Annotated in this window: 20 protein-coding genes; 3 read left to right on the top strand and 17 right to left on the bottom strand. The window is 31.2% G+C overall.

All coding sequences use genetic code 11. The features are described 5' to 3' along the window. Positions 1-2 precede the first annotated feature (2 nt). From ACEYOS_RS04120 to ACEYOS_RS04080, 9 genes are all read right to left on the bottom strand, one after another. Positions 3-1889: a site-specific DNA-methyltransferase gene (locus tag ACEYOS_RS04120; RefSeq protein WP_373709213.1), complete on the bottom strand. Its 1887-nt coding sequence runs from the start codon at positions 1887-1889 to the stop codon at positions 3-5. A gap of 414 nt (positions 1890-2303) precedes the next feature. After that, positions 2304-3764: an ATP-binding protein gene (locus ACEYOS_RS04115; protein ID WP_373709214.1), complete on the bottom strand. Its 1461-nt coding sequence runs from the start codon at positions 3762-3764 to the stop codon at positions 2304-2306. A gap of 110 nt (positions 3765-3874) precedes the next feature. Continuing rightward, positions 3875-7018 carry a type III restriction-modification system endonuclease gene (locus tag ACEYOS_RS04110; protein ID WP_373709215.1) on the bottom strand — a complete coding sequence of 1048 codons (3144 nt, stop codon included), beginning with the start codon at positions 7016-7018 and terminating at the stop codon, positions 3875-3877. Between the two features lie 228 nt (positions 7019-7246). Beyond that, positions 7247-8074, bottom strand: coding sequence for a toprim domain-containing protein (locus tag ACEYOS_RS04105; RefSeq protein ID WP_373709216.1), 828 nt, complete (start codon positions 8072-8074; stop codon positions 7247-7249). A gap of 440 nt (positions 8075-8514) precedes the next feature. Further along, positions 8515-9612, bottom strand: coding sequence for a hypothetical protein (locus ACEYOS_RS04100; RefSeq protein WP_373709217.1), 1098 nt, complete (start codon positions 9610-9612; stop codon positions 8515-8517). A gap of 57 nt (positions 9613-9669) precedes the next feature. Then, positions 9670-9876 carry a hypothetical protein gene (locus tag ACEYOS_RS04095; RefSeq protein ID WP_373709218.1) on the bottom strand — a complete coding sequence of 69 codons (207 nt, stop codon included), beginning with the start codon at positions 9874-9876 and terminating at the stop codon, positions 9670-9672. A gap of 56 nt (positions 9877-9932) precedes the next feature. After that, a complete protein-coding gene (locus tag ACEYOS_RS04090; protein WP_373709219.1) occupies positions 9933-10625 on the bottom strand; it encodes a hypothetical protein in 693 nt (230 codons plus the stop codon). Further along, positions 10615-10872 (bottom strand): DUF3853 family protein, encoded by a 258-nt coding sequence (locus ACEYOS_RS04085; protein ID WP_373709220.1) that lies wholly within the window; start codon positions 10870-10872, stop codon positions 10615-10617. Before ACEYOS_RS04085 ends, ACEYOS_RS04090 begins: the two co-directional genes overlap by 11 nt. Next, positions 10869-11156: a DUF3853 family protein gene (locus ACEYOS_RS04080; RefSeq protein WP_373709221.1), complete on the bottom strand. Its 288-nt coding sequence runs from the start codon at positions 11154-11156 to the stop codon at positions 10869-10871. Before ACEYOS_RS04080 ends, ACEYOS_RS04085 begins: the two co-directional genes overlap by 4 nt. Positions 11157-11379: 223 nt before the next feature. On the opposite strand from ACEYOS_RS04080, the gene ACEYOS_RS04075 reads away from it, so the two are divergent. The 3 genes from ACEYOS_RS04075 to ACEYOS_RS04065 are packed head-to-tail and all read left to right on the top strand — an operon-like array spanning position 11380 to position 13748. Then, positions 11380-11808, top strand: coding sequence for a hypothetical protein (locus tag ACEYOS_RS04075; RefSeq protein WP_373709222.1), 429 nt, complete (start codon positions 11380-11382; stop codon positions 11806-11808). A gap of 2 nt (positions 11809-11810) precedes the next feature. Further along, complete coding sequence (locus tag ACEYOS_RS04070; protein ID WP_373709223.1) at positions 11811-12473, top strand: hypothetical protein; 663 nt, start codon at positions 11811-11813, stop codon at positions 12471-12473. Between the two features lie 6 nt (positions 12474-12479). After that, positions 12480-13748 (top strand): phage integrase SAM-like domain-containing protein, encoded by a 1269-nt coding sequence (locus tag ACEYOS_RS04065; RefSeq protein ID WP_373709224.1) that lies wholly within the window; start codon positions 12480-12482, stop codon positions 13746-13748. A 176-nt stretch (positions 13749-13924) separates the two neighbouring features. Here ACEYOS_RS04065 and ACEYOS_RS04060 read toward each other — a convergent pair whose 3' ends face one another. The 8 genes from ACEYOS_RS04060 to ACEYOS_RS04025 all read right to left on the bottom strand — a co-directional run bounded on the left by ACEYOS_RS04060 (position 13925) and on the right by ACEYOS_RS04025 (position 24911). Then, the gene (locus ACEYOS_RS04060) at positions 13925-14857 is read right to left on the bottom strand and encodes a hypothetical protein (protein WP_373709225.1); all 933 of its coding nucleotides are present in this window, start codon (positions 14855-14857) and stop codon (positions 13925-13927) included. Positions 14858-14937: 80 nt separating this feature from the next. Beyond that, on the bottom strand, positions 14938-15300 hold the full coding sequence (locus tag ACEYOS_RS04055) for a DUF3127 domain-containing protein (protein ID WP_373709226.1): 363 nt from the start codon (positions 15298-15300) through the stop codon (positions 14938-14940). Positions 15301-15663: 363 nt separating this feature from the next. Further along, the gene (locus tag ACEYOS_RS04050) at positions 15664-17181 is read right to left on the bottom strand and encodes a hypothetical protein (RefSeq protein ID WP_373739268.1); all 1518 of its coding nucleotides are present in this window, start codon (positions 17179-17181) and stop codon (positions 15664-15666) included. After that, complete coding sequence (locus ACEYOS_RS04045; RefSeq protein ID WP_373709228.1) at positions 17162-19267, bottom strand: ATP-dependent RecD-like DNA helicase; 2106 nt, start codon at positions 19265-19267, stop codon at positions 17162-17164. Before ACEYOS_RS04045 ends, ACEYOS_RS04050 begins: the two co-directional genes overlap by 20 nt. A gap of 61 nt (positions 19268-19328) precedes the next feature. Further along, positions 19329-21623 carry a response regulator gene (locus tag ACEYOS_RS04040; RefSeq protein WP_373709229.1) on the bottom strand — a complete coding sequence of 765 codons (2295 nt, stop codon included), beginning with the start codon at positions 21621-21623 and terminating at the stop codon, positions 19329-19331. Next, positions 21620-22894: a hypothetical protein gene (locus tag ACEYOS_RS04035; RefSeq protein ID WP_373709230.1), complete on the bottom strand. Its 1275-nt coding sequence runs from the start codon at positions 22892-22894 to the stop codon at positions 21620-21622. The genes ACEYOS_RS04040 and ACEYOS_RS04035 overlap by 4 nt, the downstream gene beginning before the upstream one ends. A 5-nt stretch (positions 22895-22899) precedes the next feature. Next, positions 22900-24153 carry a reverse transcriptase domain-containing protein gene (locus ACEYOS_RS04030; RefSeq protein ID WP_373709231.1) on the bottom strand — a complete coding sequence of 418 codons (1254 nt, stop codon included), beginning with the start codon at positions 24151-24153 and terminating at the stop codon, positions 22900-22902. 320 nt (positions 24154-24473) lie between these two features. Then, positions 24474-24911 carry a hypothetical protein gene (locus tag ACEYOS_RS04025; protein ID WP_373709232.1) on the bottom strand — a complete coding sequence of 146 codons (438 nt, stop codon included), beginning with the start codon at positions 24909-24911 and terminating at the stop codon, positions 24474-24476. Between the last annotated feature and the right edge of the window lie 19 nt (positions 24912-24930).

Genomic DNA, 24930 nt, shown 5'->3' with positions numbered 1-24930 from the left:
TATTATATAACCTTCATTTCAGTTTCTGGGGAGAGTTGCTTCAACAATTGCTTCACATTCTCCTTTGCGGTATCGTCTTTAAAACCTTTGTCTCTGAATACAATACGCATCGGTCTTTCCTTGGCGATTTCTTTGGCAAATGCTTCATCAATATCGGTATCGAAACAGCAGTACAGAGAATCTCCAGCTACGGCAAAGACTTCTTTGCCTGCGATGGTTTTATGTTCTATGGGCAACGAAAGTTCTAAGCCCCAATCGAGCATAATCTGGGCGATTAAATCTTCTGCAGTTCGGTCTTCTTTTACGTTATCAGCAAAAAGATCTAAGGTGCTTTGGTTATAATCTTGTGGTTTGTAATACACATCCTGCATATTGGACGAATCTAACCGATAAACACGGAAACCATAATCCTGCTCATCTTTGAAATCTGCAAACAAGCCGTCTTTTTTAGCTTTTTCTAGTTTTTCTTCTTTTATTTTATGGGCAGCACGGCGGATTCTTTCTTTGCCTATTTCGCAGATGTTTTTGTAACCTGCTTTGTAAGCTTCACTTTTTTCATCTGTGATTTCGGGTAATTGGACCATGATGTATTTCCGTCGTCCCTGGTCTTCGGCGTTGAGTTGCATTACTGCGTGAGCGGTTGTTGCTGAACCCGAAAAGAAGTCAAGGATAATATCTTCTTTAGTTACTAAGTATATCATTCTTTTAATCAATCTAATTGGTTTTGGAGTATCAAAAAACGAGTCGCCATTAAAAATTTTTCGTACTTCTTGACTAGCTTCTTGATTATGTCCTACATCATCAAATTTCCAAATAGTTTGTGATTTAATACCATCTTGTACTTCGTTTAGAAATCTCTTTATTCTCGGTACATTTCCACCTTTTTCTCCAAACCATATTCGATTTTCAAGAACCATTTCGTTGTACTTTTCTTTGGATACTCGCCAACTTCTCCCCGATGGCGGTGAGTAAATACTACCGTTCGGTGTTGTTATTTCATAAATACCTGACTTTTGTACATCTTTCCTCAATAAATTATCAGAGGTCCAAACTCCTCGCGGGTCATTATCATAATTTTTATATCTTTCATTCATTTGCGAGGTGCGGGGAAGCAGATGAACATTTAGTAGTTCTTTCGATTTTGCAATAATTAATATATGGTCGTGATTTTCACTAAACCATTTAGCATCATTTTGGGGAGCAAATTTTTTCTCCCAAATTACGTTTGCGACAAAATTATCTTCCCCATAAATCTCATCACAAATCTTACGCAGGTTATGTACTTCGTTATCATCAATAGAAATAAAGATAACGCCATCTTCAGATAAAAGATTCCTTGCCAGTTTTAATCTTGGGTACATCATAGAGAGCCAGTCAGAGTGGTAACGTCCGCTGGTTTCGGGGTTGGCTACCAGGCGTTGGTTGTACTCATCTTTTTGCCCGCTTTCAAAGAGTTCTTCTTCTCTGGCTTTGGCAAAGTTATCTTTATACACAAAGTCCTTCCCAGTGTTATAGGGCGGATCTATGTAAATCATTTTTATCTTGTTCAGATAGCTTTCCTGCAAGAGCTTCAGGACTTCCAGGTTGTCGCCTTCTATGTACATATTTTCTGTGGTATCAAAATCTACAGAATCTTCGCGTACAGGACGCAGCGTATTGTTGGTCGGTAAATTGGCAGTTACAATAGCTTCGCGTTTGCCGGGCCATTCCAAGCGGTAACGTTCTTTTGTGCCTTCCACGATATCGGCGCTCAGTTCCTGGCGGAGCAAATCGAAGTCTATTTTTTTTCCGTCCGCTGCTTCGGTTACGCAGTTGGGAAAAAGGGCGGCAATTTTTTCGATGTTTAAGCCGGTTATATCTGGGGATTGGAGGTCTAATTTATCGTTCATTTATTTTGTATTTAATCTTTAACCCTATTTTTAAATTTATCATCCTTTAAATCGAGGTTCAAGATTATTTGTTTTTTATTATTTTTTATTTTTCCGATTCTAAAAACAACTTAAGAAACTATAAATGAGCATGTTATCTTAATTTGTTTCTATTTTTATTTTTCAGTTATTTTTTTTTGAAATCATTTTCGTTTTCAAGTTTTTAACATAAAAAAACCAGCAATTAGCTATCAACAATTTATGTTGTTTCGCAACTGTTTTTCGTTTCATTTCGCTTTTTTTTAGCTATACTATCTTGGTTTCAGTATCCCACTTTTTATCTTTATATTTTGTTTCCGAATTCAAATTAAATAACAACCGATTACAAATCAATAGGTTATGTTTTATTTCAGAATTTTAATTAAATAAAACTTTTTAAGCCCAATAGGGAATATATCTACTAAACTTTTTAGAAACATTTTCTTCTTCTTTTGGTTTTATTTTTCCTGCTGTTATGGCGTCTTTAATAAGCAGTGAAATCTGAGAGGCTTGCTTATCGTGCATACCAAATCTTTCTCTTAAAGAGGTATTGTTAAAACCGCCGGTTGCAAAATAGCTGATAATACTGTGTTGATACGCCGCCTCTATTCGTTCATCATTGGTCATTTCTGCATACGTTTTGGGCGCATACATGGTAACTCGAAAGGAGTTTTCTAATTCTTCAAATATTAGCGGAGGTAAGCCATATAACTCAATACTGATTACCGCTTTCTCAAAACCCGATCCTCGTTCTTCGCAGATGTTATATCTTCTAAACGCAGCGGCAAGAATTTCATTCCTAGATTCGGGGGTGGTACGAATCAAGCGATCAATTTTTTTGGTCGGAAGCAATCTTCCAGGATTTGTAAAAACAATTCGGTCATCAAAAATTTCCACCATAGGACCGGTGCCGCGAATAGTAAAATCTTGATGGATAAGTGTATTGGCAACCAATTCACGCAGAGCAATTTCAGGATAAAGAGAAGTATCAACTCTTAAAGCGTTTTTAACAATTTCGCTATCTTCTAATAATCCCCTTATAAATGCTATCAAGGCCTCAAAACCAATAGCATATCCTTTCCTACCCGGAAATTCTTTACTTGCACCCGCTTTATTTTTCCCTTCATATTTAATCAGTCTGATCGATTTCCGAACCAATCCATCGAAATCTTTCAAATCTTTGGCAGCTGTAATAGCACCAAAATTTGTTATATAGTATCCTTTCCCATCAGCATTTACCAACATCTTCTCATCTTCCAGCCAATTCATTATTTCTTTTAAATCTGAGGGCGCTGGTTTTTTCAGCAATTCTAATATTTTACTAAAGTCCAATAAAGTTATCACTTCAATTTCACTTAGCAATTTGGAGGCATGAAGTTCTTCCCAAGTTGGAGATTTACTGTTTAACATCATAGCGCCTACTTCTGGGCGAGACGCTTTCCGGCTAGAACCTCCACTTCTTATAAAACTATCTTCTAATGTTTTTCCGTGTAAGAATACAGGTTTTATTGCACTTTCTTTAATGTAAATAATCAAGATATCTTTGTCTTGATATTTCTCGATGGAATAATCAATACTCACTAATGGCTCAACACCATCTCTACATAATGAGGCAAATTTATCTACAATACTAGTGGCATCATCGGTGGAAACTCCGATAACTTCCTTTGTGTCATTCTTTATTCCAAAAACAATGAAACCTCCACCGGGCATATTTGCAAATGCGGAAATATGCTGACATAATTTAGCATTATTGGGTGAGAGACTTTCTTTCCAGTCCAACTCGTTCAATTCTACAGCAACCTTTCCTAAAGATTTCTTTAAATATTCTAATGCTTTCTGTATCCAACTTTTCATCTTTATATTTTTGTTTCCGAATTCTAATTAAATAAAAAACAACTGAAAATCAACATACTATCTTTTGATTCTGAATTCTAATTAAATAAAAAGTAGTTCGAACTAACGTATTATTTTAACTGCGCAATTTCTAATAGTTTACTGTACGTAGTAATCACATCAAATTTCACTTCACCATTGCTAATGGTTTTAAAATGTTCCTGTGCACAGTGTATTTTTAACTGTTCTATTCCTCTTAGATCGTTTAGGTTTTCGGATCCTTTTGTTTCTGCGACAAAATAAATATGCTTTACTTTTTCTGTGTCCAACACAATAGCCCAATCGGGACTGTAGTTGGCAACTGGTGTAGCAATATAAAAACCTTTGGGTAACTTGGCATAGACGATCACTTCTGTTGCCTGCTCTAAATTTTTGGTAAACTCCCGTTCTATTTTAGAATCTGTTTCTAAGAAATCATAGATGTGTTTTTTCAAAATTTCATCGGTTCGCAAAATATTTTTAGCATTGGTAAAAACTGTTGTTGCATCAAAAGATTCATCGGTTTTATGATAGGCAATATTATTGATGATGAGCGATGCCTTAGTTTCATTAATGAGTTTGGCACATTTAGCAATAAACTCTTCCGGATTTTTTCTTAATAAATAGAATTGACCTTCCTTAATTGATTTCAAAATGGCTACCACCGTACTGCGCTTCAAGTTGGTTAAGGCTTCAATTTCTCCCACAATATCATAGGCAACCTGTGTATATAGATCTGTCGATAATTTTTTGGAATCGGTTTTGGTAACGGTAATTGCTGTTCCCTCTTTCAAATCTTCTTTTGAAACTTCACGCATCTCTCCGGTTTTAATTTCATATTTCCGATCCGAAATATGCAAATCTGCATTAATGCGTATTTTACTTTGTTCAATGAGTTTATCCGTATCAAACTTCACTTCATAAACTGTTTTCAAACTGATTTTTTTCCACAGTTCCTGAAACTCCTTTTTCGCGAAATTTTTATTTAATGTTAATGGAATTGTTTTACGATCATCTTCAGGAGTTAGACCATCACCGTTATAAACTGATTGCAATAATTTATTAACTGCAGAAGCATACGCCACTAAATTTTCTGGAACAGGAACTTCATTCTTTTCGATCAGTTCTTTTCCCTCTGGCGTTATTTTGTCATCTTCGTCTAAAATGTCGTGTTTATAAAGAAATTTGTTTAGTTTTTTCGCCTCTTCATCAGTCAGGCGAATTGTTTCCCCTGATTCATTGGTCAAGACTTTACCTAAAAAGAATTTGGTATCGGCTTTTATTGGTCTGTCTTTTAATGATTTTGCAATTTCAGTTTGTAAGCCTTTAGCAAAATCTTCATAACTTTCAGAAGCGATAATTGTTAATACATTAATGTCGTGCACCTGTTCTCCTACCAACTCAAAATCCTGACGTATACCTCTTTTATCTACACACAATCGCATACCACGACCGACTTCTTGTCTTCTTCGGGTCTGACTTCCGCTATCTACATTCTTTAATGCACAGATTTGGAAGACATTTGGGTTATCCCAGCCTTCTTTCAAAGCAGAGTGTGAAAAGATAAAGCGTGTAGGTTCTTCAAAACTCAACAACCGTTCTTTATCCTTCATAATTAAATCATAAGCGGAGACATCATCAGAATCATCGCTTCCACGTTTAATGGTAGAATCAACAGGTTTCCCTTTCTTGTCAATAGAAAAATATCCATTGTGCACGCGATCTGCATCATCCCGGTTGAGATATTCTAAATAGTTTCCTGGCGCATAGGCTTTATGAACTTTTGCTGCATCAGTCTCTATGACATAGTCCGTATATTCCTGATGAAATAAGTCCAGAAAATCATTGACGGCATTTCTGTATTCTTCTTCAAAAATCTGTGCATATTCACCCAAGACTTCTTCACCCATTTCATCATACTTACGGTATTTCTCAACCGAATCGATAAAAAATAATGACAAAACTTTAATTCCTTTTTCAAAAAGAAATTTCTCTTTCTGCAAATGCGAAAGAATGGTTTCTCTAATTTGTATGCGACGAAAAGCCAATTCATCTTTATCATTTAAAATATCTCCTGGATAAATATCAAGACCATTAATAACTATTTTGTTTTGATAACCATTTACTTCGGTAATCAAGCAATTTTTATAAGCAGGAAGATTTCCGGATATCTCATATAGATCTGTTCCCTGTTCTAACTTTTCTCGAACTCGCTTTACGCCAGTACCATTTCTTTTTTCATATTCCAGAAAAGCAACAGGTGGTTTATTTGCACTCAATGAAATGTGCTCCAGATACAAATATCCGGTAGTTCCGGTAGAACCTTTTAAGTTGATTCCTTTAACCTGAATTTTCTTTACTAATTTTTTATTGTAAGCATCAAGAGCATCTAATCTATAAACCTTATTGTATTCTTCGGCGTGTGTGGCAGAATACCTTAAAGTACATAAAGGGTTAAATTCCTCCATACTTTTAAGGGTTACGGAACCTTCCTTTCCAACAGATTGTGGCTCATCTATAATGATAATTGGATTGGTTTGTGCGATGATATCGATGGGTCTTCGGGAGCCAAATTGATCTAATTCTTGATGTATTCTCCGAGCATCGGCTCCACGAGCAGCAAATGCCTGAGTATTAATAATCATCACACTAATGCGACTGTCTGAAGCAAAAGTTTCTATATCTTGAGGTCGGGAAGAATTGTAAATAAATGGACTAATTTTATGTCCATATATCTCCTGAAAGTGATCTTGAGTTATTTCAAACGTTTTGAATACACCCTCTCGAATAGCAATGGATGGTACTACAATCATAAACTTACTCCAACCATATTTTTCATGCAACTCATACATTGTGCGAATGTAAGTATAGGTTTTCCCCGTACCAGTCTCCATTTCAATGGTAAAGTTATATCCTAAATTTGCCCCTTTTAAAATATCTAGGTTTTTGTTTTCTATAAGATATTGCTCCCTCTGAATCGCAATTATATTTTCTAAAACTTGCTTATCAGTAATTTGCACAGCACTATTTCGATATCCAATATCTTCAAAGACATCCCCTTCGAAAGCAGAACTTTGATAAGCATTATCTGACGCAATCTCTCTTGTTTTCTTTAATATCTGTTTACTTCTTTCCAAAGTAAAGCGATTCGTTTTTAAGGATTGCCCTTCAAAACATTTCACGATGGCTGCAACAGCCTCAATCTGAAAGTTTTGCTCTTTAAATTGTAATTTCATTAAAATTATAAAATAGGTAAGAATTTAGAAAGTTTAAATATAATAAGAAAGATGAAGTAAACCTTAACGATAAATGAAAATTGCTATAATATTTCTATGTTATACTGCAAATGTTGTACATGAGAATATTTATGTGAATTTATTAATGCTTATTATTAATTTGTTTTCGCAATTTTTTAATTAAATAATAAGCATTATCACGTTTATCAGTCATGTTAAAACTACTCTTTATTTACCACAAAACCATTCATTCAAATCTTTAAAGTTTTCATAAATCAATGAGCAATCCTCTACGTTTTCATAACTATTTAAAATACTTTTTACTAAAGATTTTCCATTCAAATCATTATCTAAAAATAAATTTATCTTATCATAAAACTCAAGTCGCTTTTCTATATTGAAAAACATTGCAGTAGAATTTAATATTAGGAAATCTGAAACTTCATCTTTACGCATTTGGCGATATGTCAGATAATCAAAAAAACCTTCAAAAATGCAAATTTCATTTTTCGGATTACCTTCACTTTTAATTAAAGTTATGTCTTTTTTACCCAGGCAAATTTTGGAATATTTATTTCGGATTTCCACTCCTCCAGAATCGTTGAAAAAGGCGATTCCAAAATATTTTTTGCCATGCAATTGATAATGTATTTCTTTTACCAAATGTCTTTGTTCATAGACTTTTCTCGATTTGAGGTATTGAATTAATGCCGGATGTTGAATTTCCTTTACTTGAATAATCTCATAATCTTTAGAATCATTCGGTTCTTGAATTAAATTTTGCTCCGAAAAATTTAAATTATTCAGATATTCCAAAGCTTCAGAAACTGAACATTTTTTCATGAACTGAACAATTGAAATAATGTCGAAGTTTTTCCCTGTTCCGAAATCAAAAGCTCTATTTTTTGTAAAATCCACGCAAAAGCTCGGTGCTTTTTCTTCTCGATCTAATGCAAAATAAAATCCTGTTTTGAAATTTTCTTTTACAGGAAATAGATTGAAAGATTCTAAAACCGTTTTAATATCAATTTTATCTTTAATTTTTTCGCAGTTCATTTTTTTTCTTTTTTAAAGCAAATTTTTTATCCACATTCTCCTTTTAAATAAAAAAAAACTTTTATTTACTTTTATAATACTTTTAGTGTTTCTCTGTATCGCTTTATGATAAGTGCATTAACTCGTTTTTGACATGAGTGCAATTCCGAATTTGAGATGAGTGCAATTCCGAAAGTGAAATGAGTGCAATTCCGAGATATTGCTGATTTCTGCATGAGTGCAAATCCGAAATGAATTTTTTGTTTTACTTGTTTTTTCATACTTATCCATAATTAATGGTACTTACCAACATTTTTACTCTGCTATTTTATTTGAAATGAGTGCAATTCCGAAAACAAAGCTTTAAAAAATTAAATTTTAACATTTCTTTAACTTTAGCGAGTGCAATTCCGAACTGGAGATGAGTGCAATTCCGAAATGGAATGAGTGCAAATCCGAATTCAGATAATAGTCGGATATCCATTCGGAATCAATTCTCCTACTTTTGTTTTTCTGTATTCCATTATCATAAATTCTTGTAATACATTTAGAAATAATTTTCCTTGAAATTCAGTTGATTTTTTTCGGATTAATCTATTTCGTTTTATGAATTCTTTGAAAGATCTTTCAATCAATTCTCTGGTTTGTGAGATCGTTCTGTATTGATAAGAAAACTGAACCATTTCTGAATTCTTTAATCCGTACCTCTGTTTAAAGTAATTCAATCTCCTCGTTACTTCAGTTTTTACATTCGCAATTTTTGGTGAAGTTTCAATAGGAACCTCTTTTGTATTGAACGGATTTATTGATATTAAATCTCTTCGACAACTATAATTAAATGACAAATCGTTGTATTTTTCAAGACTTATTTTTACTGGTTTTAAGAATTTAAAACAAAAATCGTTGGCAGATTTGTAGTTCAAACCAAACTTATTGTTGAGCGTAGATAGCTTTAAAGTAGTTCCGTTTTCAGGCAACTTTGATAGCCAAATTGCAAAAATAATATGCTTATTGTTTCGGATGTTATAAACCAAATTATATAGAATGTAATTGTACTCCGGTATAACCAGTAGCTTTTTCAGCCAATAACTGCTGATTAAAAACGTTGTGTATCCTCTGTGATCATAACACGGAATTGAAATAAGACCTCCGAAAGTTTTAATTTCTTTTCCCTTGGAATTTAAAGATTTATACCATCCCATTTTAAATTTAGTCAGAAATTCATAAGCTGCAACAACTTGTTTTGAAGAACCACTCGGCGAAATTTTGCTGTTTTTAATTTTAATAGAAGCGAAAGTGTTGTTTTCAGTCTCAAATTCTTCATCGAAAAGCGTAAGTTGTTTCGGTCGATCGTCTGGACGAAATTGCTCGTTACCAATAATGGAAATAATATTGAAAATTACCCGAAGTGCATTAATTGGAATATCAAAAGATTCGTTGCCATCAAAAATAAAATCGTCCACGAAATGGTTTCCCAATCGTATTCTGTCGGGAATTCTTTCATTCTTATTTTCAAATTCCTTGCGGATTATCTTTATATCTTTTTCTGGAACGATCATAAATAAATTCAAGATTTTTTGGAATTAAAATCTTCCTTTTTGTCTAAAGTGTTTGAATTATTTCAATTCAATTTTTTCACTTTTCAGCGTTTTAATACCATCATTAAGCGTGTAATATTTAAAAATATTTATTCCATCGGCTTTGAAAACTCTTTTCTCAACCTTCCCAAAATTTTGAATTTTCACTTTTTGAATCCCTTGGTATTCAGCAAGCATTCCTTTAATTGTTACTTTTTGACCGAGCTTTAAATCTGATATTTTCATTATTTTTATATTTCTGTCTATAAATTCCACATAGATAATTATCTACATTTCTAATCTTAAAAATTTGATAGCTTTGGAGGCGTTATTCTTGGAATTGAATTTATAGAAAGTGAATTATTTTGTGTGGAATTTTTCAGATAAGGCAGCACACTTTTTAATGTAGATTTCCAATCGGTTATTGGTCGATTTGCACTATTTTTCCAGCCATTATTTATCCAATTATCATATTTCGAATGAATTTCAAAATCTATTTGAGGTTCGTAAGTTTCTAATTTTTGAGCGTACTCTAAAAATTCTTTAATTGAAGGAATGTTTATATTTCTTTCAACACTACTCGAAATCTGTTGTGTACTTTTTTTAATAGAATTTACCTCTACCAACTTTGGTTCAAGTTTCTTCTTAAACTCTTTAACTTCTATTATTTCAGATTGAACTTCTGGTTCTCCAAATGCATCTTTAAAAATTAATGGATAATCAGAACTTAATTGAAAATCAGAAGGTATTCCATTTCTTGACTGGTATGAAATTATACCAAATTTGCGCAACCTTTCTTTACATACTTTTACTGTTTTCCTTGTCATTTTAAGCTCTCTACTTATCTTGCTATCAGACACTGTGAATTTTGTGTATCCTGTATCAGATCCAATTTTTAACAAATAGAAATAAACAGAAATAGCAGATAAACCTAAAGGTCTATTTTCATTAAACTCCCAAATTCTACGGGTAAATTCCAGGTAACTATACTTCATTGTTTCCAAATAATTTTAAAGCCAACTCTTTATCAATGATGATGATATTTCCGTTTTGAATAATTGCCTTATCCAATATGCCGGAAGCTTTCACATATGAAGCTTTCGACAATGAACATCCTAAGATTTTTGCCAACCCTTTCATACCGTATTCGTATTTTTTTTCAGAATTTAATTTCTTTGATAATTCTAATAATTGCTCTACAGTAAGTTTTCCAACAGGTGTTTGACCATCTATTTCCCTCATTTATTATAATTCTTAAATAGTTCTATTGCTTTTTCCGAATTAACTATGATTTTTCTACCATTTTGAATAATTGCTTCATCGAAAACACCACAACTTTTCAGTTTACTAGCATGATTTATTGAACAACCAATTAATTTTGCTAATCCAGCAAGACCATAAACATATTTTATACTTGTGCTATTTTGAGAAATATTTTTTTCTTCAATTTTAGGCATCCTTGAATCTAAGAGCTCCATAAATTCTCCTATCGTCAATTGCCAAACTGGTTTATTAGAATCTTCCATCTATTAATTATATTTATTTTTTGTAGATATTTTCCAACATTATTAATATTAAATTTTTTATAGTAGCATCATATAAAATTATTTTTAATAAATCACATTCTTTTATTATAGTATTTAGTGTACTTTGATTGTTTTTACTATATTTGCATTGCAATTAGACCGCAAATATATAGATTAAAATCTATTTTTAGCAAAATAATAATGATAAATATCAATATAAACTATGACAATTACAGAAAGATTACAAACGTATATGGAGTTCAAAGGATTGAATCCTAATAAAATTACAGTTGAAGCAGGTTTATCGATTGGTTTAGTTGGAAGAGCTATAAAAAATAATTCAGGATTAAATTCCGATACTATAGAAAAAATTCTACTTACCTACACTGATTTGAGTTCAGAATGGTTTACTTCGGAACTAGGTGAAATGATAAAGCCGAATAGTCAAGTTATTAATAGTAATGGATCTTCAAATAGTGTTAATAGTAACATTAATGGCAATGTAAATGGAAATTTTACCATTTCTCACAGCGAGTTTACCGGTATGATTGAGCTTCAAGCAGAAACAATTGAAAGACTGAAAACAAGTCAAGATCAATTGACAGAAAGCATGAGACAAGTTAGTTTGCTGATAGAACTTTTAAATAAATAGTTATGTTTAAATACATCATAATTAGTTCAATTTTTTTTGGAGTTTCATTGCATGCTCAATCACATAAAAGAATTTCAAAAAATTCACAAAGTAAAATTGCTGCTAGATATGAAAATTCAACGTCTCCCGTTGCTGATAAGGATAAAATAATTAAATCTCAAAAAAGAATTACCATTGAAATAATTAATAATGGAGATTGGGAGAAATTTGAAGAAAATAGCATTTGGCGATTTGTGAAAATTAATGATGGAAATTTTTCACAAGTATTAAATACAGAGTATGGCGTACTTCGAATTAGTGAAAATCTAATGGGAACTAAAAATTGGAAAGATGAAAATGGAAATTTTAGCTTCCGATCTATCTCTGAACCTTATAAAATTTCACAAGAATTTACTGGAAGTAAAAATGATAAAGGTCAAAATAGAAATACTTTAATTGAAAAGGAAGTATATAAAACCACCACTCCAATTTCATCTTTTTCATTTAAAATTTATACTTATCCTAAAAATAACAATTCAAATGAAAAAAAAGAATTGTCGAAAATTATAAATATCTATTCAGAAAACAAACTGATTCAATCATTCAGTTATACTTATGATGAACTATTAAAACTTGGAGGAATCTCCATTGATAAACTTGAAGTTAGCAATATAGAAAACAAATAAAATAATATGGTAGTCAAATATCACACTCAATTTTTGCTTGACAAAGAAAAAGACAACACTACAGCAAAAATCCGCTTTAGAATTAAGTGGGAGAATAATATTGTAGCTTTCAATCTTGGACATAGGGTAGAGATTGACAAATGGAGTACAGAAACTCAGCGTTGCAAAACTAATACTACACATGGGAATAAAAAAATATCTGCAAGTATTATAAACAAGAAAATTAGCGAATATGAATCAGCTTGCGAGCGTGTGTTTCGGAAATTTGAGTTAGATAAAATCGTTCCTGACAGCAAAAGTTTTAGAAATGCTTTTAATTTAATAATTGGTAAAGTAGAAAAACAAGTTATAGTGGAAATAAAAAGTTTTTTTGAATTATTTGACCAATTTACTAAAGATGAATCTCGATTAAACCAATGGACTATTTCAACAGAAGCTAAATTACGTTCGATTAAAAAACATCTTTTAAATTTTAATCCGCAAATAACATTTGAAGATTTTACAGAAAGTGGACTGCTTGATTATCAATTATACCTCCAGAAAAAACTTAAATTTAAAAACTCAACTATTCTGAAAAATTTCTCATTCTTGAAATGGTTTTTAAGATGGGCACTTCGAAAAGGTTTTCATAAGAATAATAGTTTTGAATTGTTTAATCCTAAATTAAAGTTGGTGCGAAAAAAAATTATATTTCTTACTCAAGATGAATTAAAAGATTTAAAACAATGTTCTATTCCAGCAGAAAAACAATATTTAGAAAGAGTTAGAGATATTTTCTTATTTCAATGTTATACAGGTTTGAGATACTCAGATGTAGAAAACCTTAAAAAGACAGATATTAAAGAAAATTTTATCGAAATTACTACGGTGAAAACATCAGATAATTTAACCATTGAGCTGAATAACCATAGTAAAGCAATAATTTTAAAATACGAGGATGAAATCTATAAATACAACAAAGCGTTTCCAGTTATTACTAATCAAAAAATGAATGAATATTTAAAAGAATTGGCTGAAATCGCTGAAATCGACGAACCAATTCGCGAAACCTATTACAAAGGAAACGAACGAATTGATGAAGTAACACCTAAACACGCTTTACTAAGTTCTCATGCAGGAAGGAGAACTTTCATCTGTAATGCTCTTGCATTAGGCATTCCTCCACAAGTTGTAATGAAATGGACTGGTCACAGTGATTACAAAGCAATGAAACCTTATATTGATATTGCGGACCAGACTAAGATTAATGCGATGGAGAAGTTTAACTTAATATAAACCACTGTTGTGACTGGCATCCAAAACTCTTTACGTATAATAGAGCTTCTCCTAAATTTTCGCATTTTTTAAAAAAAGCCGATAAAGTGCGGACTAAAATCCATTATAAATAATAATACCAATAAGAGACTTTTTTATCTTTTTCAAATTATATTTACCCCCATTCTGTACCTAGGCTAAAAAGGAAATTCATAATCATCTTCTATATTTTCTTCATCACCTACTGAATCCGAATCGGGAATCCAATCAAAATATTTGTTAAGAATTACACTGATATTGTGGTAGTAATAAAATTCACGAAGGTCGATTTTTAAATTGCGGTCGCAGAAAAATCCTGCAGCGTAATTCGCAGATTCGGCGAAGCCAAATCTTAAAAATTCAAACTCTTTATCGCATCTTACCAACCAATCTTGGAGCGAAGGCAAATCTGCGACAGGTATTGACATAAATTCTAACCAATATTTCTTTGCCAAACTCTCGCGTTCTACTATCTGCGTGTAGTATTTTAAAGTACTTAACGGTTTTTTAATTTCACTCTTATACCGGTAGGATTCACCTGAAAATGCCTCCGAGATATCATCAAGATCACCATATTTATCAATCCATTGTTTATAGAAGTTCTTAGATAATATCCCTTCCTCTTTTATCTGTCTATTTAATTCAGCAAAGGCAGCAGCACATCTTTTAACTTCCAGAATATTTTTAGCAGTAGGAATATAGGTTACTTCATCATCCTTATAAAAAAAGATGCCAGTCATTTCCTCTTCGATTTCTTTTTCTTCAGTACAAAAACTACCGCAATTATAGATATCTAAATAATCATTTTTTGATTCTTCGAAAACCATGCTCATAAAACTATGTCCTTCGGAATTGACAAAAGAATATCCGGTTTTACCTTTGCTACAATTTTGGCAAACGCCTTTATATGCTTTATAATCAAGTTTTGAATAGTTTGATGTTTTTATTTCACTGAAATAACGTTTAAGTTCAGAAACAAACAGTTCTTTAGAAACATCCTGATAAGGTTGATCGTCATTGAGTAAAATGTCCAGCATGTCGGCATCTAATTGCTCAAATGCTTTGATTATGAGTTCTTTTTTGTTTTCCACTTTTCTAAATATTTATAATGAACTTAAAATTTGCATATCAATAACTAGGAGAAAAATATCTCATTAATATCATCGAGAGTTTAAAAAGGGAAATCGTCCTCCTCTTCAGTAATTGCTGAGTCTTGCTCAATCTCTTTTGATATGTTTATTGCTGATGTAGAACACACGTCATTTATAGTATTAATTTGCACTATTTTCCAACCCTTTATATCGGTATACCATTTGCCATTGTACTCCCGACTTTCAACATCAAAATCAATGGTGTACGTTTTGGATTCCTGAAGTGGTACATTTTGTAATTTATCTCCCCAAAAAGAAATACAAATTTTTTTAGGAAACTGATCTTGGGTTTCAAAAATTAAATCCTGTTTTTTCCATTCTCCATTTTTACCTGTACCATTTTGTTCTGTGAGGATATTTGCGAGTTTTGCTGTTATTTGCATAATTTAAAATTAAAGCGTAAGTTTTATTATTAAGTTCTCATTACTATTGCAAAGGAAACAACAAAGAGTGCAACTGATATGCACTCTAATTTTTTGGTGAAAGAGGGTATGGTAATACAGCATTAATTTCCAGAAATTTCCATGCTTTAAAATCATTAAACCGCAATGGATTATATTTCCTAATTGCTAGATTAATCTCGATACTGGAAGCCTTAGATTCTTTAAGTTGAACATTTTATAACTTATTTATTGGGAACTTACTTTGGGGTTTAAAACTAAATCCTATCTATTGTAGTACCTATTTATTTTTTTTTGCCCCATGTGTGTAGGATTCTGCTAAGTATTCCTGAAAAGTTAAATAATTTAATCATTTGCTTTTTTCAATTTAAAGGCAACCCATCCCCAATCATTCTTCTTTTTATTGAATGATAAAATTGCTTTTACTTTTATCGCTTGTCCATCAAGGATTCCATTGTAGTCAATTAAATTTTTATCAATAAAGCAATCTTCTAAAAATCCAATTCCTGAGGGAATAATTTTTATATTTCCTGCAAAGTCCCTAATCATTTCGGATACTTGATTTTCGGAATATTTGACGGTTGCTAATCTGTAGAAATCCTCCTGTGGTTCACCACTAAATCTAACTTTTAGTATGTTTCCCTTTTGTGGATCCTTTAAAAACTTATCGTATTTAAAGAAACCTTGCTTTGTTTTACTTTGAATAAAGTTTAGCATTTTTTTATCATTGTTTACAAAACTTACGACAATTGTTTCCTCTAATTCATCTTGAAATAGCAGTTCTTCTGCAAACGATGAATGATTCTGATATAAATCAAAATTATTCTTTCGAGCCTCAGTCTCAGAAAACCAAGGTTGCAAAATCCATTGTTGAAGTTCATTAGGAATACTTGATTCTTTTTGTTCTTTTATTTTTAAAATTCGATTGATTTCTGTTTTGGCTTCAGAAAACATTTTCCTCTCAATTAAAATCTTAGCAAACCTTTGGCGAATTTTAACCAAAAATTCCTCCGGCGTTGAAAGTGATAGTGCTTTACATAAACAATTAAAAACAATCTCTGGATCATCCTTGTATATTTCACTCATAAGTTGCCACACCCAAAAATCATTTCTCTTCTGCTTAGCAAATGGGAGAAATACTGAAAAAACATCTTCAGTCTCACCTAATGCCATGAGCATTTTGACTTTGAAATAAGACGGATATTGATATTCGGGGTGGTCGTCTATAACCTGATCTAATTTTGGTAGAAAATCGTGAATCTTTTCCTTATCAATTTGCCTCTGATATCCAAATTGATCTAAAGGCGTTCCTTCTGACAATTTTTTTGCATAAGCTGTGAAGATCTGTTCAGCAACTGCCATCATTTTACGGTTATTAAATTCTTCAGACAAATAATCTTCAGGTCGCAAGTTATCCAATCCACACCAATCGATCACTTCAAAATACTTTGAAGTTTCTTTAAAAGCCTTGTGCAAAACTCCAAAGAGTATTGAAAATTCCTTGGATGGTTTTGTAAAATGAAGTTCTTTTATCTCTTCGAAAATTGCATTTAAGTGATTAAAGGCTTTTTGTTTTTCTTTAGTTAGATCTCTTAATATTTTGGTGATTGGCCAAACCAGATTATCAAAAAGCATTTTATCATCTGGAGACAATTTAAGCGCTTTTATATGCGAAAGGTTTTCTATAAATGCATTTATATCATTTTCTTCAGCGTTTTTCTTCAAATAATCATAATACACCCAGGAAATGGAACGTTTGTTCCACATGTTTCCAGGATCATTCGCTAAATCTTGTAGTGCCATTTCTAAGGCTTCTTCCAATTTTCCTGATTTTCTAAGTACTTTAACTTGAGCTGTTGGCATAATCTTCAATTTTCATTAAAAGGTTTTTAAGTTTTATATCATCCGTGGCACCAAATGTCTTCACTATAGCCGTCGAAAATTCTTTGGTTTTTTTAAAGAAAAACTGGATGTAGGATAACGGATTATCGGTTTCAAAATAATATGAAACAAAATAGTTTTCTAATTTTTCTACAACATTTGTAATCCGTACATCTGTATCATTGCTTGCCGCTTGGACAACAGTATATAGATCTGTAAGAAAATCTTCCGATGGCTTATAATTATTTTTAAAAACGACTTCGTTTCTTGCATTTAAAACAGCCAAAACATATTCTTTTGTATTGCTACTGACGACAGAAGTTGTTTTAAAATCCGTACTGAAATAACCGGCTGCGTTATGGGAGATTTGAGCTATTAGAATCTCGTCATTTAATTCAATTGTATATTTTTCAGTCCATTCTTCACTTGCTATATTTTTTATTTTTAATACGGTATTTTGACACTTATCCATTATATTCCAGTAGAGCCAACTTTTACATTTATGATCCGTAATTTTATGGAATGGCGATAATGGAACATTCTCAAAAGAAAATGCTCCCTCGGGTATGTTAGAAAATGTTCCAATATCTGAAAACTTCAGAAGATAATATTTGCCAAAATTTGGATAATTAGTAGCGTAAACGCATTCTGAAGCTCTTGTGGTTGCTGTATAACTCCATCTCAAAGGCTCCTTTTTCAGGCTTACTCTTCCGTAGTAATCTACAAAAACAGTTTTCCACTCACCACCCTGTGATTTGTGTCCAGTAATTGCATACCCATACTTTACTCTTAGTGCGTTAAAGAAAACGTCATTCTTTAAAAAATTTTTAAAATTTTCCGATCCTACTCTTTCATTTTTATTCGAATCTCTAAATCGCATTACGGCATTAATATAAAGCGCTTTCATTTCGTTGATACTTAAATCCCGGGAAGTAGATTCTAATAAATTTTCATGAATGAAGGCTTCAATATCTTCATCAAAATCGGGAAGACTGAGGATTACTTTCTTAAAAGTGAAGTCTATTATCTTTTTTACTTTCCTCCCATTTTCGTCGACGAATACAGGTGCAGAGTGCTTAACTGTTTCACCAACAGAAATAACCATCGCAAAATCGCCATTATAAATTTTGGTCTTGTATGTAGAGTAATTGTTATTAATGATTTGAACGATATCACCTTCGGAAATATGAACTTTTCCGGGAAAATATTCATTTCTTATCTCTTGATTGTAATGTAGATTTTGAGCATTAGAATAAGTAATGATTACCCCATTATCAAAATCAGTTTTAGGAAAAAGTTCGCAATATCGCTGGACAAGATTTTTACCGTTTAGATTAATAAATTTAGTATTATCAAAACTAAATTGTAATTCTTTGAAATCTGGTTTCTCTATACAACTTCTAATCTTAAAAGCATTCTCCAGAATTAGGCTACTATTTTGCCGTACAACTTCAGTTAATAATCCTTCGGAAACGGAAAGGTTTTTTTCTACATAAAAAGACTTTTCAAGTGCCCATGAATTATTATCACCTACTGGTAATAATTGTGCAGGATCACCAATAACAATTAGTTTATTATTATTTTTCATCTGCAATCTGCTGAAGGTCAACAAATCGTTCAAAAGTATATTCGTACCGAAATCAAAAAGTTCATTTTTTGAAAACCGACTCGAAATCATAGAGGCTTCATCTACTATTATTACAGTTTCCTTCGCTAATTCTTTAAGAGGAAAAAAATATTCGAAAGAATGTGAAGCTTCATCTTTTGCTTCTGCATTTTTCGCCACCAAATTATCAAAACTGTAGATTGTAGAATGTATCGTGCTGCCGTAACCTGTTTTATTCCTCAGTATTTTAGCTGCTCTTCCTGTAGGTGCACAAATCTCAAACTGTTTTTTTTCCTGTAGTAAATACTTTATCAGTCCCTTTATTAAAGTTGTTTTACCGGTTCCCGCATAACCTTTCAGGAGAAAAACCTGATCGTTACTTTCCAGAAAAAGTGCTAAGCGATTTATCGCTTCCTTTTGATCATGATTGAGTTCTATATCGAAATGAGAAAGAAGATCCATAGCTATGTTTTATATGACAAAGGAATTATATTGCTGTGCAAAGGAGGTGCATAAACAGAAATTATTTGGAAAATTTATTTTTCAATTTACATAATTGGTCGGCAAAACTTGGTTTTTCTAAAGTACTTTCGATATTAGCAAGATTCACATTCTTGTCATCCAATATAAAAATCAAAAAGTCAATTAATTTTTTAATTTCCAAATAATCTAGCAAACCAACTTCTGGATGTGCTGCTTTTTCATTTCTTACATTGTAAATTTTTGTCCAATCTTTTTCACCAGATGTTTGTAAGCCATATCTAAAAATCAAAATTGAAGAGACCACTGCATTTGTATCTAATCTTCTAGAAAAATCATTATCTACTTCTATTTTATAATTGCCTCCTTTAAACTTTATTGCTGATTTATAAACTGGAGTATTTCCATTTTTTTTGATAAAATCAAAAATCAAATAATCATTATTATTATGGACAAGATAATTACTGCCGTTTGGATCTTTTCGGAATATATTGTCTTTTGAAATAAACTCTTCAACAATTAAAAACAATTGCAAATAGGCATAATTCATATATTTACGCGAATGAACAGAATCATATAGTAACTTGAAGGCTATCAAAATATTAACTTCAAATTCTGGGGCTAAACTAATTAACAATTTAAAGTCATTCCATACCTCTTTTAAATATTTTCTGCTACTAGCAATCTCAACAGATTTCATTAGAGAATTAATTGATCTTACAGTAAACATTTCATCTTTACTATTCTCAGGACTTTCTTTTATAACAAATCCGTCTGCACCAGCTTCCTGGATCGCTTGCAAATTCCAGATTTTATTGGTGGCCGAAAAAATTATAATTTGAATACCTGGATTATAACTCTTTAAACTTTTTAAAATTTGCATTCCTGAAACTTGATCAATATCTGTTTCTATTGAATCAGCAGAACACAACCTGAAGTCTAGTAGTACAATATCATAGTTTATTCTTTGACTGCTTGGGTTAATTACCTTATTAATAGCTCTTTCAACGATTTGATCTCTCGAAATTTTTCTGTAGTCTAATTCTAGTGTCGAAAAATTCAATTTATTTAAGTCCTTGAAAATATATTTAAAAATACTTTCCCACCCCTTCTTATAATCATTGTCAATATAAAGTATTTTAGGTTTCTCGCTAATTTCAACCTGCTCACTATGATTGTTATTATTTATTAACAAAGTAGATTCAGTTATACTGGTAAAAGATGTTGAAGGGAAGATTGTTTGTAAATATTTAAAGTAAATGTTATTTTCAATGTTATTAATTACTCTATTCGCGTCGTCATAAAAAACTTTAGGTAATGAATATATTAACTTATAAATAGCCCATTCATTCGCAATACTGTGCGAGGAATCGTAGTTCTTAGGAATTGTCAAATTTATTTTACCTATTTCATGTGGTAATTTACCAATTGTTAATGCAGTATTTTCTTTTAATACTGCATCTGAAAAAGCTCCGTGGGTGTAATCAATTAGAAATACATTCTGGGTCTTCAGAATGTCAAAATAATCATTAGTAATTAGAGGATGATGGTCTACAAAACTATATATGTAAATTGGTTTTAACCTATTAATAGTGTCTGTACACCGAATATGAAGCGCTAATCGAAGACCATTAAAATCTGATAAAGTTGCGCCAAAACTTATTGGAAGAAAAATAGAATCATACTCATAATCCTCAAACCATTTTTCAATTTTTTCATTTAATTGAATATCTTCTACATCCTTGTTAAATATAGTTTCACTTCTAGTTTCTTCCCCAAAAGGAGATTGTATATCTACGCGTGATCTTAGAAATAATGTTTTTTTTGAAGAAGGAGTTTCAATTGTTGAACTTTGATCAAAATCTTTCTTTTTTAAATCCAATTTTGAGAGTAAGTATTTCTCAATATTATGGTTTTCACCGTAGAAAAGAAAGCTAATATCATATTTATTACTTTTTTTAAAAGAAGAAATAAAAATTTCAAGGTTTTGATAAAGAATATTTACAGGTAAACTACCTGCGTTACTTTGTAAATTTCTAGTATTATTACTGCCACTAAAGGAAACATAATACGCAGAAGGATTATCCCTTGCAAAGTCCTCTAGCTTATTTCTTATGTCATTGATATCTTGAGATTGAATATTAACTTCATTATCAAAAAATGATTCGTGAAACAGGATAACACTTTCACTACTAAAAACATTTTTCCTATATTCCAAATCTTCCATATCCGAATATGAATATATCGGAACAATATACTTTTCATATTCCTTAAATTTTTCTGAATCCCAGCCGGCTTTTACCTGGCGGTTAATTTTATCATCAATTAAGTATATCATCTTTTAAATTTTAATAAGTATTCAACTCCACCGTCGAAATCTTTTGGTACTTCAGTGTCTATTGGTTTCTCGCCGTTCCAAAGATTTATTTCAGCAAAATTAGAATCACCAAAATCAGCTCCTACATATAAGTCACATAAACCATTAATTTGATTTGTTATGATGCTTTTCATCGAATTACCAAAAGGCTTCTCTATTGTACTTTGTATAGATTTCAGCCAAATAGCGTTTTTATGATGTATTGAAAAAGTAATCTCGTTTTTATCTTCGTAAAATGAAAGTATAATGTAAGGCTTTTCATTAATTCCATTTTCTTTATTTACCGTTTTTATCAAGTTTATAATTTTGGAATAAGCTTGTAGTAATTTATCTACATCTGTATACAAATTGATAGTACTACTAAAATTTTTACTGATTTCCACATCAGCCCAATCATTAAATTTATAGTCAATCCCTCTTTTTATAACTAATTTTTTTAAAGAATTTTCGCTTTTAATATGCCACAAGGATTTAAAAAATAATACAAAGTCATTAAAGAAAATTATATTATTTCCAGTTATATCGGAAATAAAACTTTCTGGAAGTTTAAAACCTTCGTTTTCATACTCCTCTATAAAACTATCTGAGGGATTTGGATAAATTCCAGGATTTTTATTTGCCCAATCTTTTAATATCGAGTTGCTCCAAGACATTGTAATCTTTTGAGTAGACCAAGGAAGTTCCCCATAAATATATTGGTTTATTAATGCATACATACTTTGAGTAAGAGAAAATTCTTTTGAGATTTTAGTAAATTCATTTTTTATTAAATCTAAATGGAAATCAAATTCATATTTCCCATTCGATTTAGAAATTAGATCAATCATATCATTGTCAATTGTGTGACAAATTGTTTTTAAAATGGTATTTTGGTTAAATGCCAATAAAGCCCTGTACAATTTTTCAGGTTCAATGTAGATTGGTAAATTACTAGTATTTGTTGTATTATAATTGTTTTTTATATCAATTTTTTTTTTCGATTTTATCTCTTCTTTAGGATCTACTATTGGTAATGAGGAATTTGGGATCGTATGAGATAAATTATCTGAAATTCTAGTAATAGTTCTTACACTTTTCTCTAATTCATCAACCCTTTTATTTAAATCCTTCCCTAAATTTCTGTCCTTTTCAATTTCAATCTTAGTAAGCAACAATACCCTCTCTTTTTGAGAAGGTGTCAATCGTTTATTAGTAAGAAGATCCTGTATAAAGTCGTATTTATCTTTTGCCATAGAATTTATAATAATGCGATTAGATCAATTCTATTGTTAATTTTTGGGGACTTGCCAGAATAAAATTTTGCCATCGCTTCGTCAATACCATTAGTCTCCCAAGTATCTAAAATTTGATCGGCTGATTTATTTCGCAGTGAAAGTTTCTCCAATCTTTCTTTTAGACGCAAATAAGTTGAATTATCTTCTCCCTTTACCATTTTCAAATAGTTAAGCTTGCCTTCAATAACATTTTCCATGAACATCGGAGTTTTCCCAAGATTCTTAATATGTCCTTTATCTTTGACATATCCATTTAGAAATAAAACAAAAGCTTTCTCTGTGCCAAATCTCTCCCAGAAACTTAACCATAAACGAATCCTTTTTACATAAGTTTTCGTCACATTTGAAAATTCATTAACCGTAATACCTGTAACCTCCTGGCGCACTCCTGATTTTTGTAATCTTACCTTATCCTGGTTTATTGTAAAATATTGGTCATTAATAATTCTGTTTAATTCCTTTCGAAACTCTCCTTCCTCCTGATATACATTTTGCATAGAACTGAAAGTAATATCATCTGCGTACCGACTATATTTAACACCAAATCTTTTTGCTAGTCCGGTTAATCTATGGTCTAGTCTTTCACAAATAATATTTGTAAGCATAGGTGATAAAGGTGAACCTTGAGGCAAGACGCGTTTTACGGTCTTTTGAATTTTGCCATCTATAATTCTTTCCACAATTGTATTTTCGCAGGCTAACCAAGCAATATAATTCCCAAGTTCTTCTCTACGATTTTGTTTATTAAAATTAAAAGGTGGCAAACTAAGTCTGTTCAGTATTCTCCCAATTTCAATGCTGGAAAAAAAATCTTTCAGATCGATATTAAATACATAGTTGTTGCCACAATGTAAATTAGCATTATCTACGACAGACTTACCTTCAACAAATCCATAAGCTGCGGAATGTGGTGTGAATACGGTCTGAAACATCAAATTAATACATTGCAAAACTACTTTCAATTTATTCTCCGGGGCATGTATAGTTCTCATTCCTCCGCTCTTCTTCTTGATTTCAAAAGAATGATATCTATTTTTATTATTAGGATGAGCTAAAGTTTTAATTAAATATTCATCAATTCTTATCCTATCTGTAAATTCAGAATTTAATTTTCTTTGACAAATTTCTATCAGGATACAGAAGCTTCTTAAATCTTTAACAGATGTAAAATATTTCTTTATAAATTCTTTGTCTTCTATTGATATATTCTTTTCCATTTCCTTTTTTATATTTAAAAGTTCAAAAGCCTGTTTATGTTTTCTTTATTTATTTAGTTATCAATATAAGTGAGGGTACATCTGAGACTACATTATTAAAATAATATTAACTACTATAATGAAATAATATAAATCTGTACTCATATAAACCATTATCAATTTATATAACTGACCTTCATTATTCCCAGTTTTCACTGAGAACACCTACAAAAAACAGTAGGCGAAATCAAAATCTTAAAAACAGGCTTTTCAAAGAACTCTTATTGTTTTACTAGTGCAAATTTATCTTGCTACTATGCAAAGGAAGTGCACTGCAAAATTTAAATTTCTCTATATGATAAAAAATCGTAATTTCCTCCAAGATATTTATCAATTTCGAAAGATGAGATATACTTAAAATTATATTCCTTATTCATCATTAAACCAATTGGCGAGAATAATTGTGGCTCTAAATTTCGCAAAGCTTTAATTACATCATCGGTATTTTTCCCTAAAAAATTTGCAATAATTTCCGGAGATTTCTCTTTGTAATAATCCATTTCATATAAACGTGCAAAAATTTCAAACTTAAATAAATGGTTTGATAATTCATTGCTAATATGATGATCTTTATTAAAATTTTTCCCTAAATCAATGTTGAATAGTTTGCAAAATCTTTTAAATGAAGCATGTCTACCAGTTAATTTGTAAGCCACAGCTCCCATTCTTGTTGGTAAATCTATATTTGCTATTCTTGTATTTAAGTTCTCGATTTTCATATTACAAATGTATTTTTAA

The organism is Kaistella sp., assembly GCF_041824135.1.
In the GTDB taxonomy this organism is placed as follows: domain Bacteria; phylum Bacteroidota; class Bacteroidia; order Flavobacteriales; family Weeksellaceae; genus Kaistella.
This window is presented reverse-complemented; position numbering and strand designations above follow the sequence as displayed.

Bases quoted from the DNA above. Each gene is read 5' to 3' on its own strand.
- ACEYOS_RS04120 (WP_373709213.1), bottom strand. From the start codon at position 1,889: ATGAACGATAAATTAGACCTCCAATCCCCAGATATAACCGGCTTAAAC.
- ACEYOS_RS04115 (WP_373709214.1), bottom strand. From the start codon at position 3,764: ATGAAAAGTTGGATACAGAAAGCATTAGAATATTTAAAGAAATCTTTA.
- ACEYOS_RS04110 (WP_373709215.1), bottom strand. From the start codon at position 7,018: ATGAAATTACAATTTAAAGAGCAAAACTTTCAGATTGAGGCTGTTGCA.
- ACEYOS_RS04105 (WP_373709216.1), bottom strand. From the start codon at position 8,074: ATGAACTGCGAAAAAATTAAAGATAAAATTGATATTAAAACGGTTTTA.
- ACEYOS_RS04100 (WP_373709217.1), bottom strand. From the start codon at position 9,612: ATGATCGTTCCAGAAAAAGATATAAAGATAATCCGCAAGGAATTTGAA.
- ACEYOS_RS04095 (WP_373709218.1), bottom strand. From the start codon at position 9,876: ATGAAAATATCAGATTTAAAGCTCGGTCAAAAAGTAACAATTAAAGGA.
- ACEYOS_RS04090 (WP_373709219.1), bottom strand. From the start codon at position 10,625: ATGAAGTATAGTTACCTGGAATTTACCCGTAGAATTTGGGAGTTTAAT.
- ACEYOS_RS04085 (WP_373709220.1), bottom strand. From the start codon at position 10,872: ATGAGGGAAATAGATGGTCAAACACCTGTTGGAAAACTTACTGTAGAG.
- ACEYOS_RS04080 (WP_373709221.1), bottom strand. From the start codon at position 11,156: ATGGAAGATTCTAATAAACCAGTTTGGCAATTGACGATAGGAGAATTT.
- ACEYOS_RS04075 (WP_373709222.1), top strand. From the start codon at position 11,380: ATGACAATTACAGAAAGATTACAAACGTATATGGAGTTCAAAGGATTG.
- ACEYOS_RS04070 (WP_373709223.1), top strand. From the start codon at position 11,811: ATGTTTAAATACATCATAATTAGTTCAATTTTTTTTGGAGTTTCATTG.
- ACEYOS_RS04065 (WP_373709224.1), top strand. From the start codon at position 12,480: ATGGTAGTCAAATATCACACTCAATTTTTGCTTGACAAAGAAAAAGAC.
- ACEYOS_RS04055 (WP_373709226.1), bottom strand. From the start codon at position 15,300: ATGCAAATAACAGCAAAACTCGCAAATATCCTCACAGAACAAAATGGT.
- ACEYOS_RS04050 (WP_373739268.1), bottom strand. From the start codon at position 17,181: ATGCCAACAGCTCAAGTTAAAGTACTTAGAAAATCAGGAAAATTGGAA.
- ACEYOS_RS04045 (WP_373709228.1), bottom strand. From the start codon at position 19,267: ATGGATCTTCTTTCTCATTTCGATATAGAACTCAATCATGATCAAAAG.
- ACEYOS_RS04040 (WP_373709229.1), bottom strand. From the start codon at position 21,623: ATGATATACTTAATTGATGATAAAATTAACCGCCAGGTAAAAGCCGGC.
- ACEYOS_RS04035 (WP_373709230.1), bottom strand. From the start codon at position 22,894: ATGGCAAAAGATAAATACGACTTTATACAGGATCTTCTTACTAATAAA.
- ACEYOS_RS04030 (WP_373709231.1), bottom strand. From the start codon at position 24,153: ATGGAAAAGAATATATCAATAGAAGACAAAGAATTTATAAAGAAATAT.
- ACEYOS_RS04025 (WP_373709232.1), bottom strand. From the start codon at position 24,911: ATGAAAATCGAGAACTTAAATACAAGAATAGCAAATATAGATTTACCA.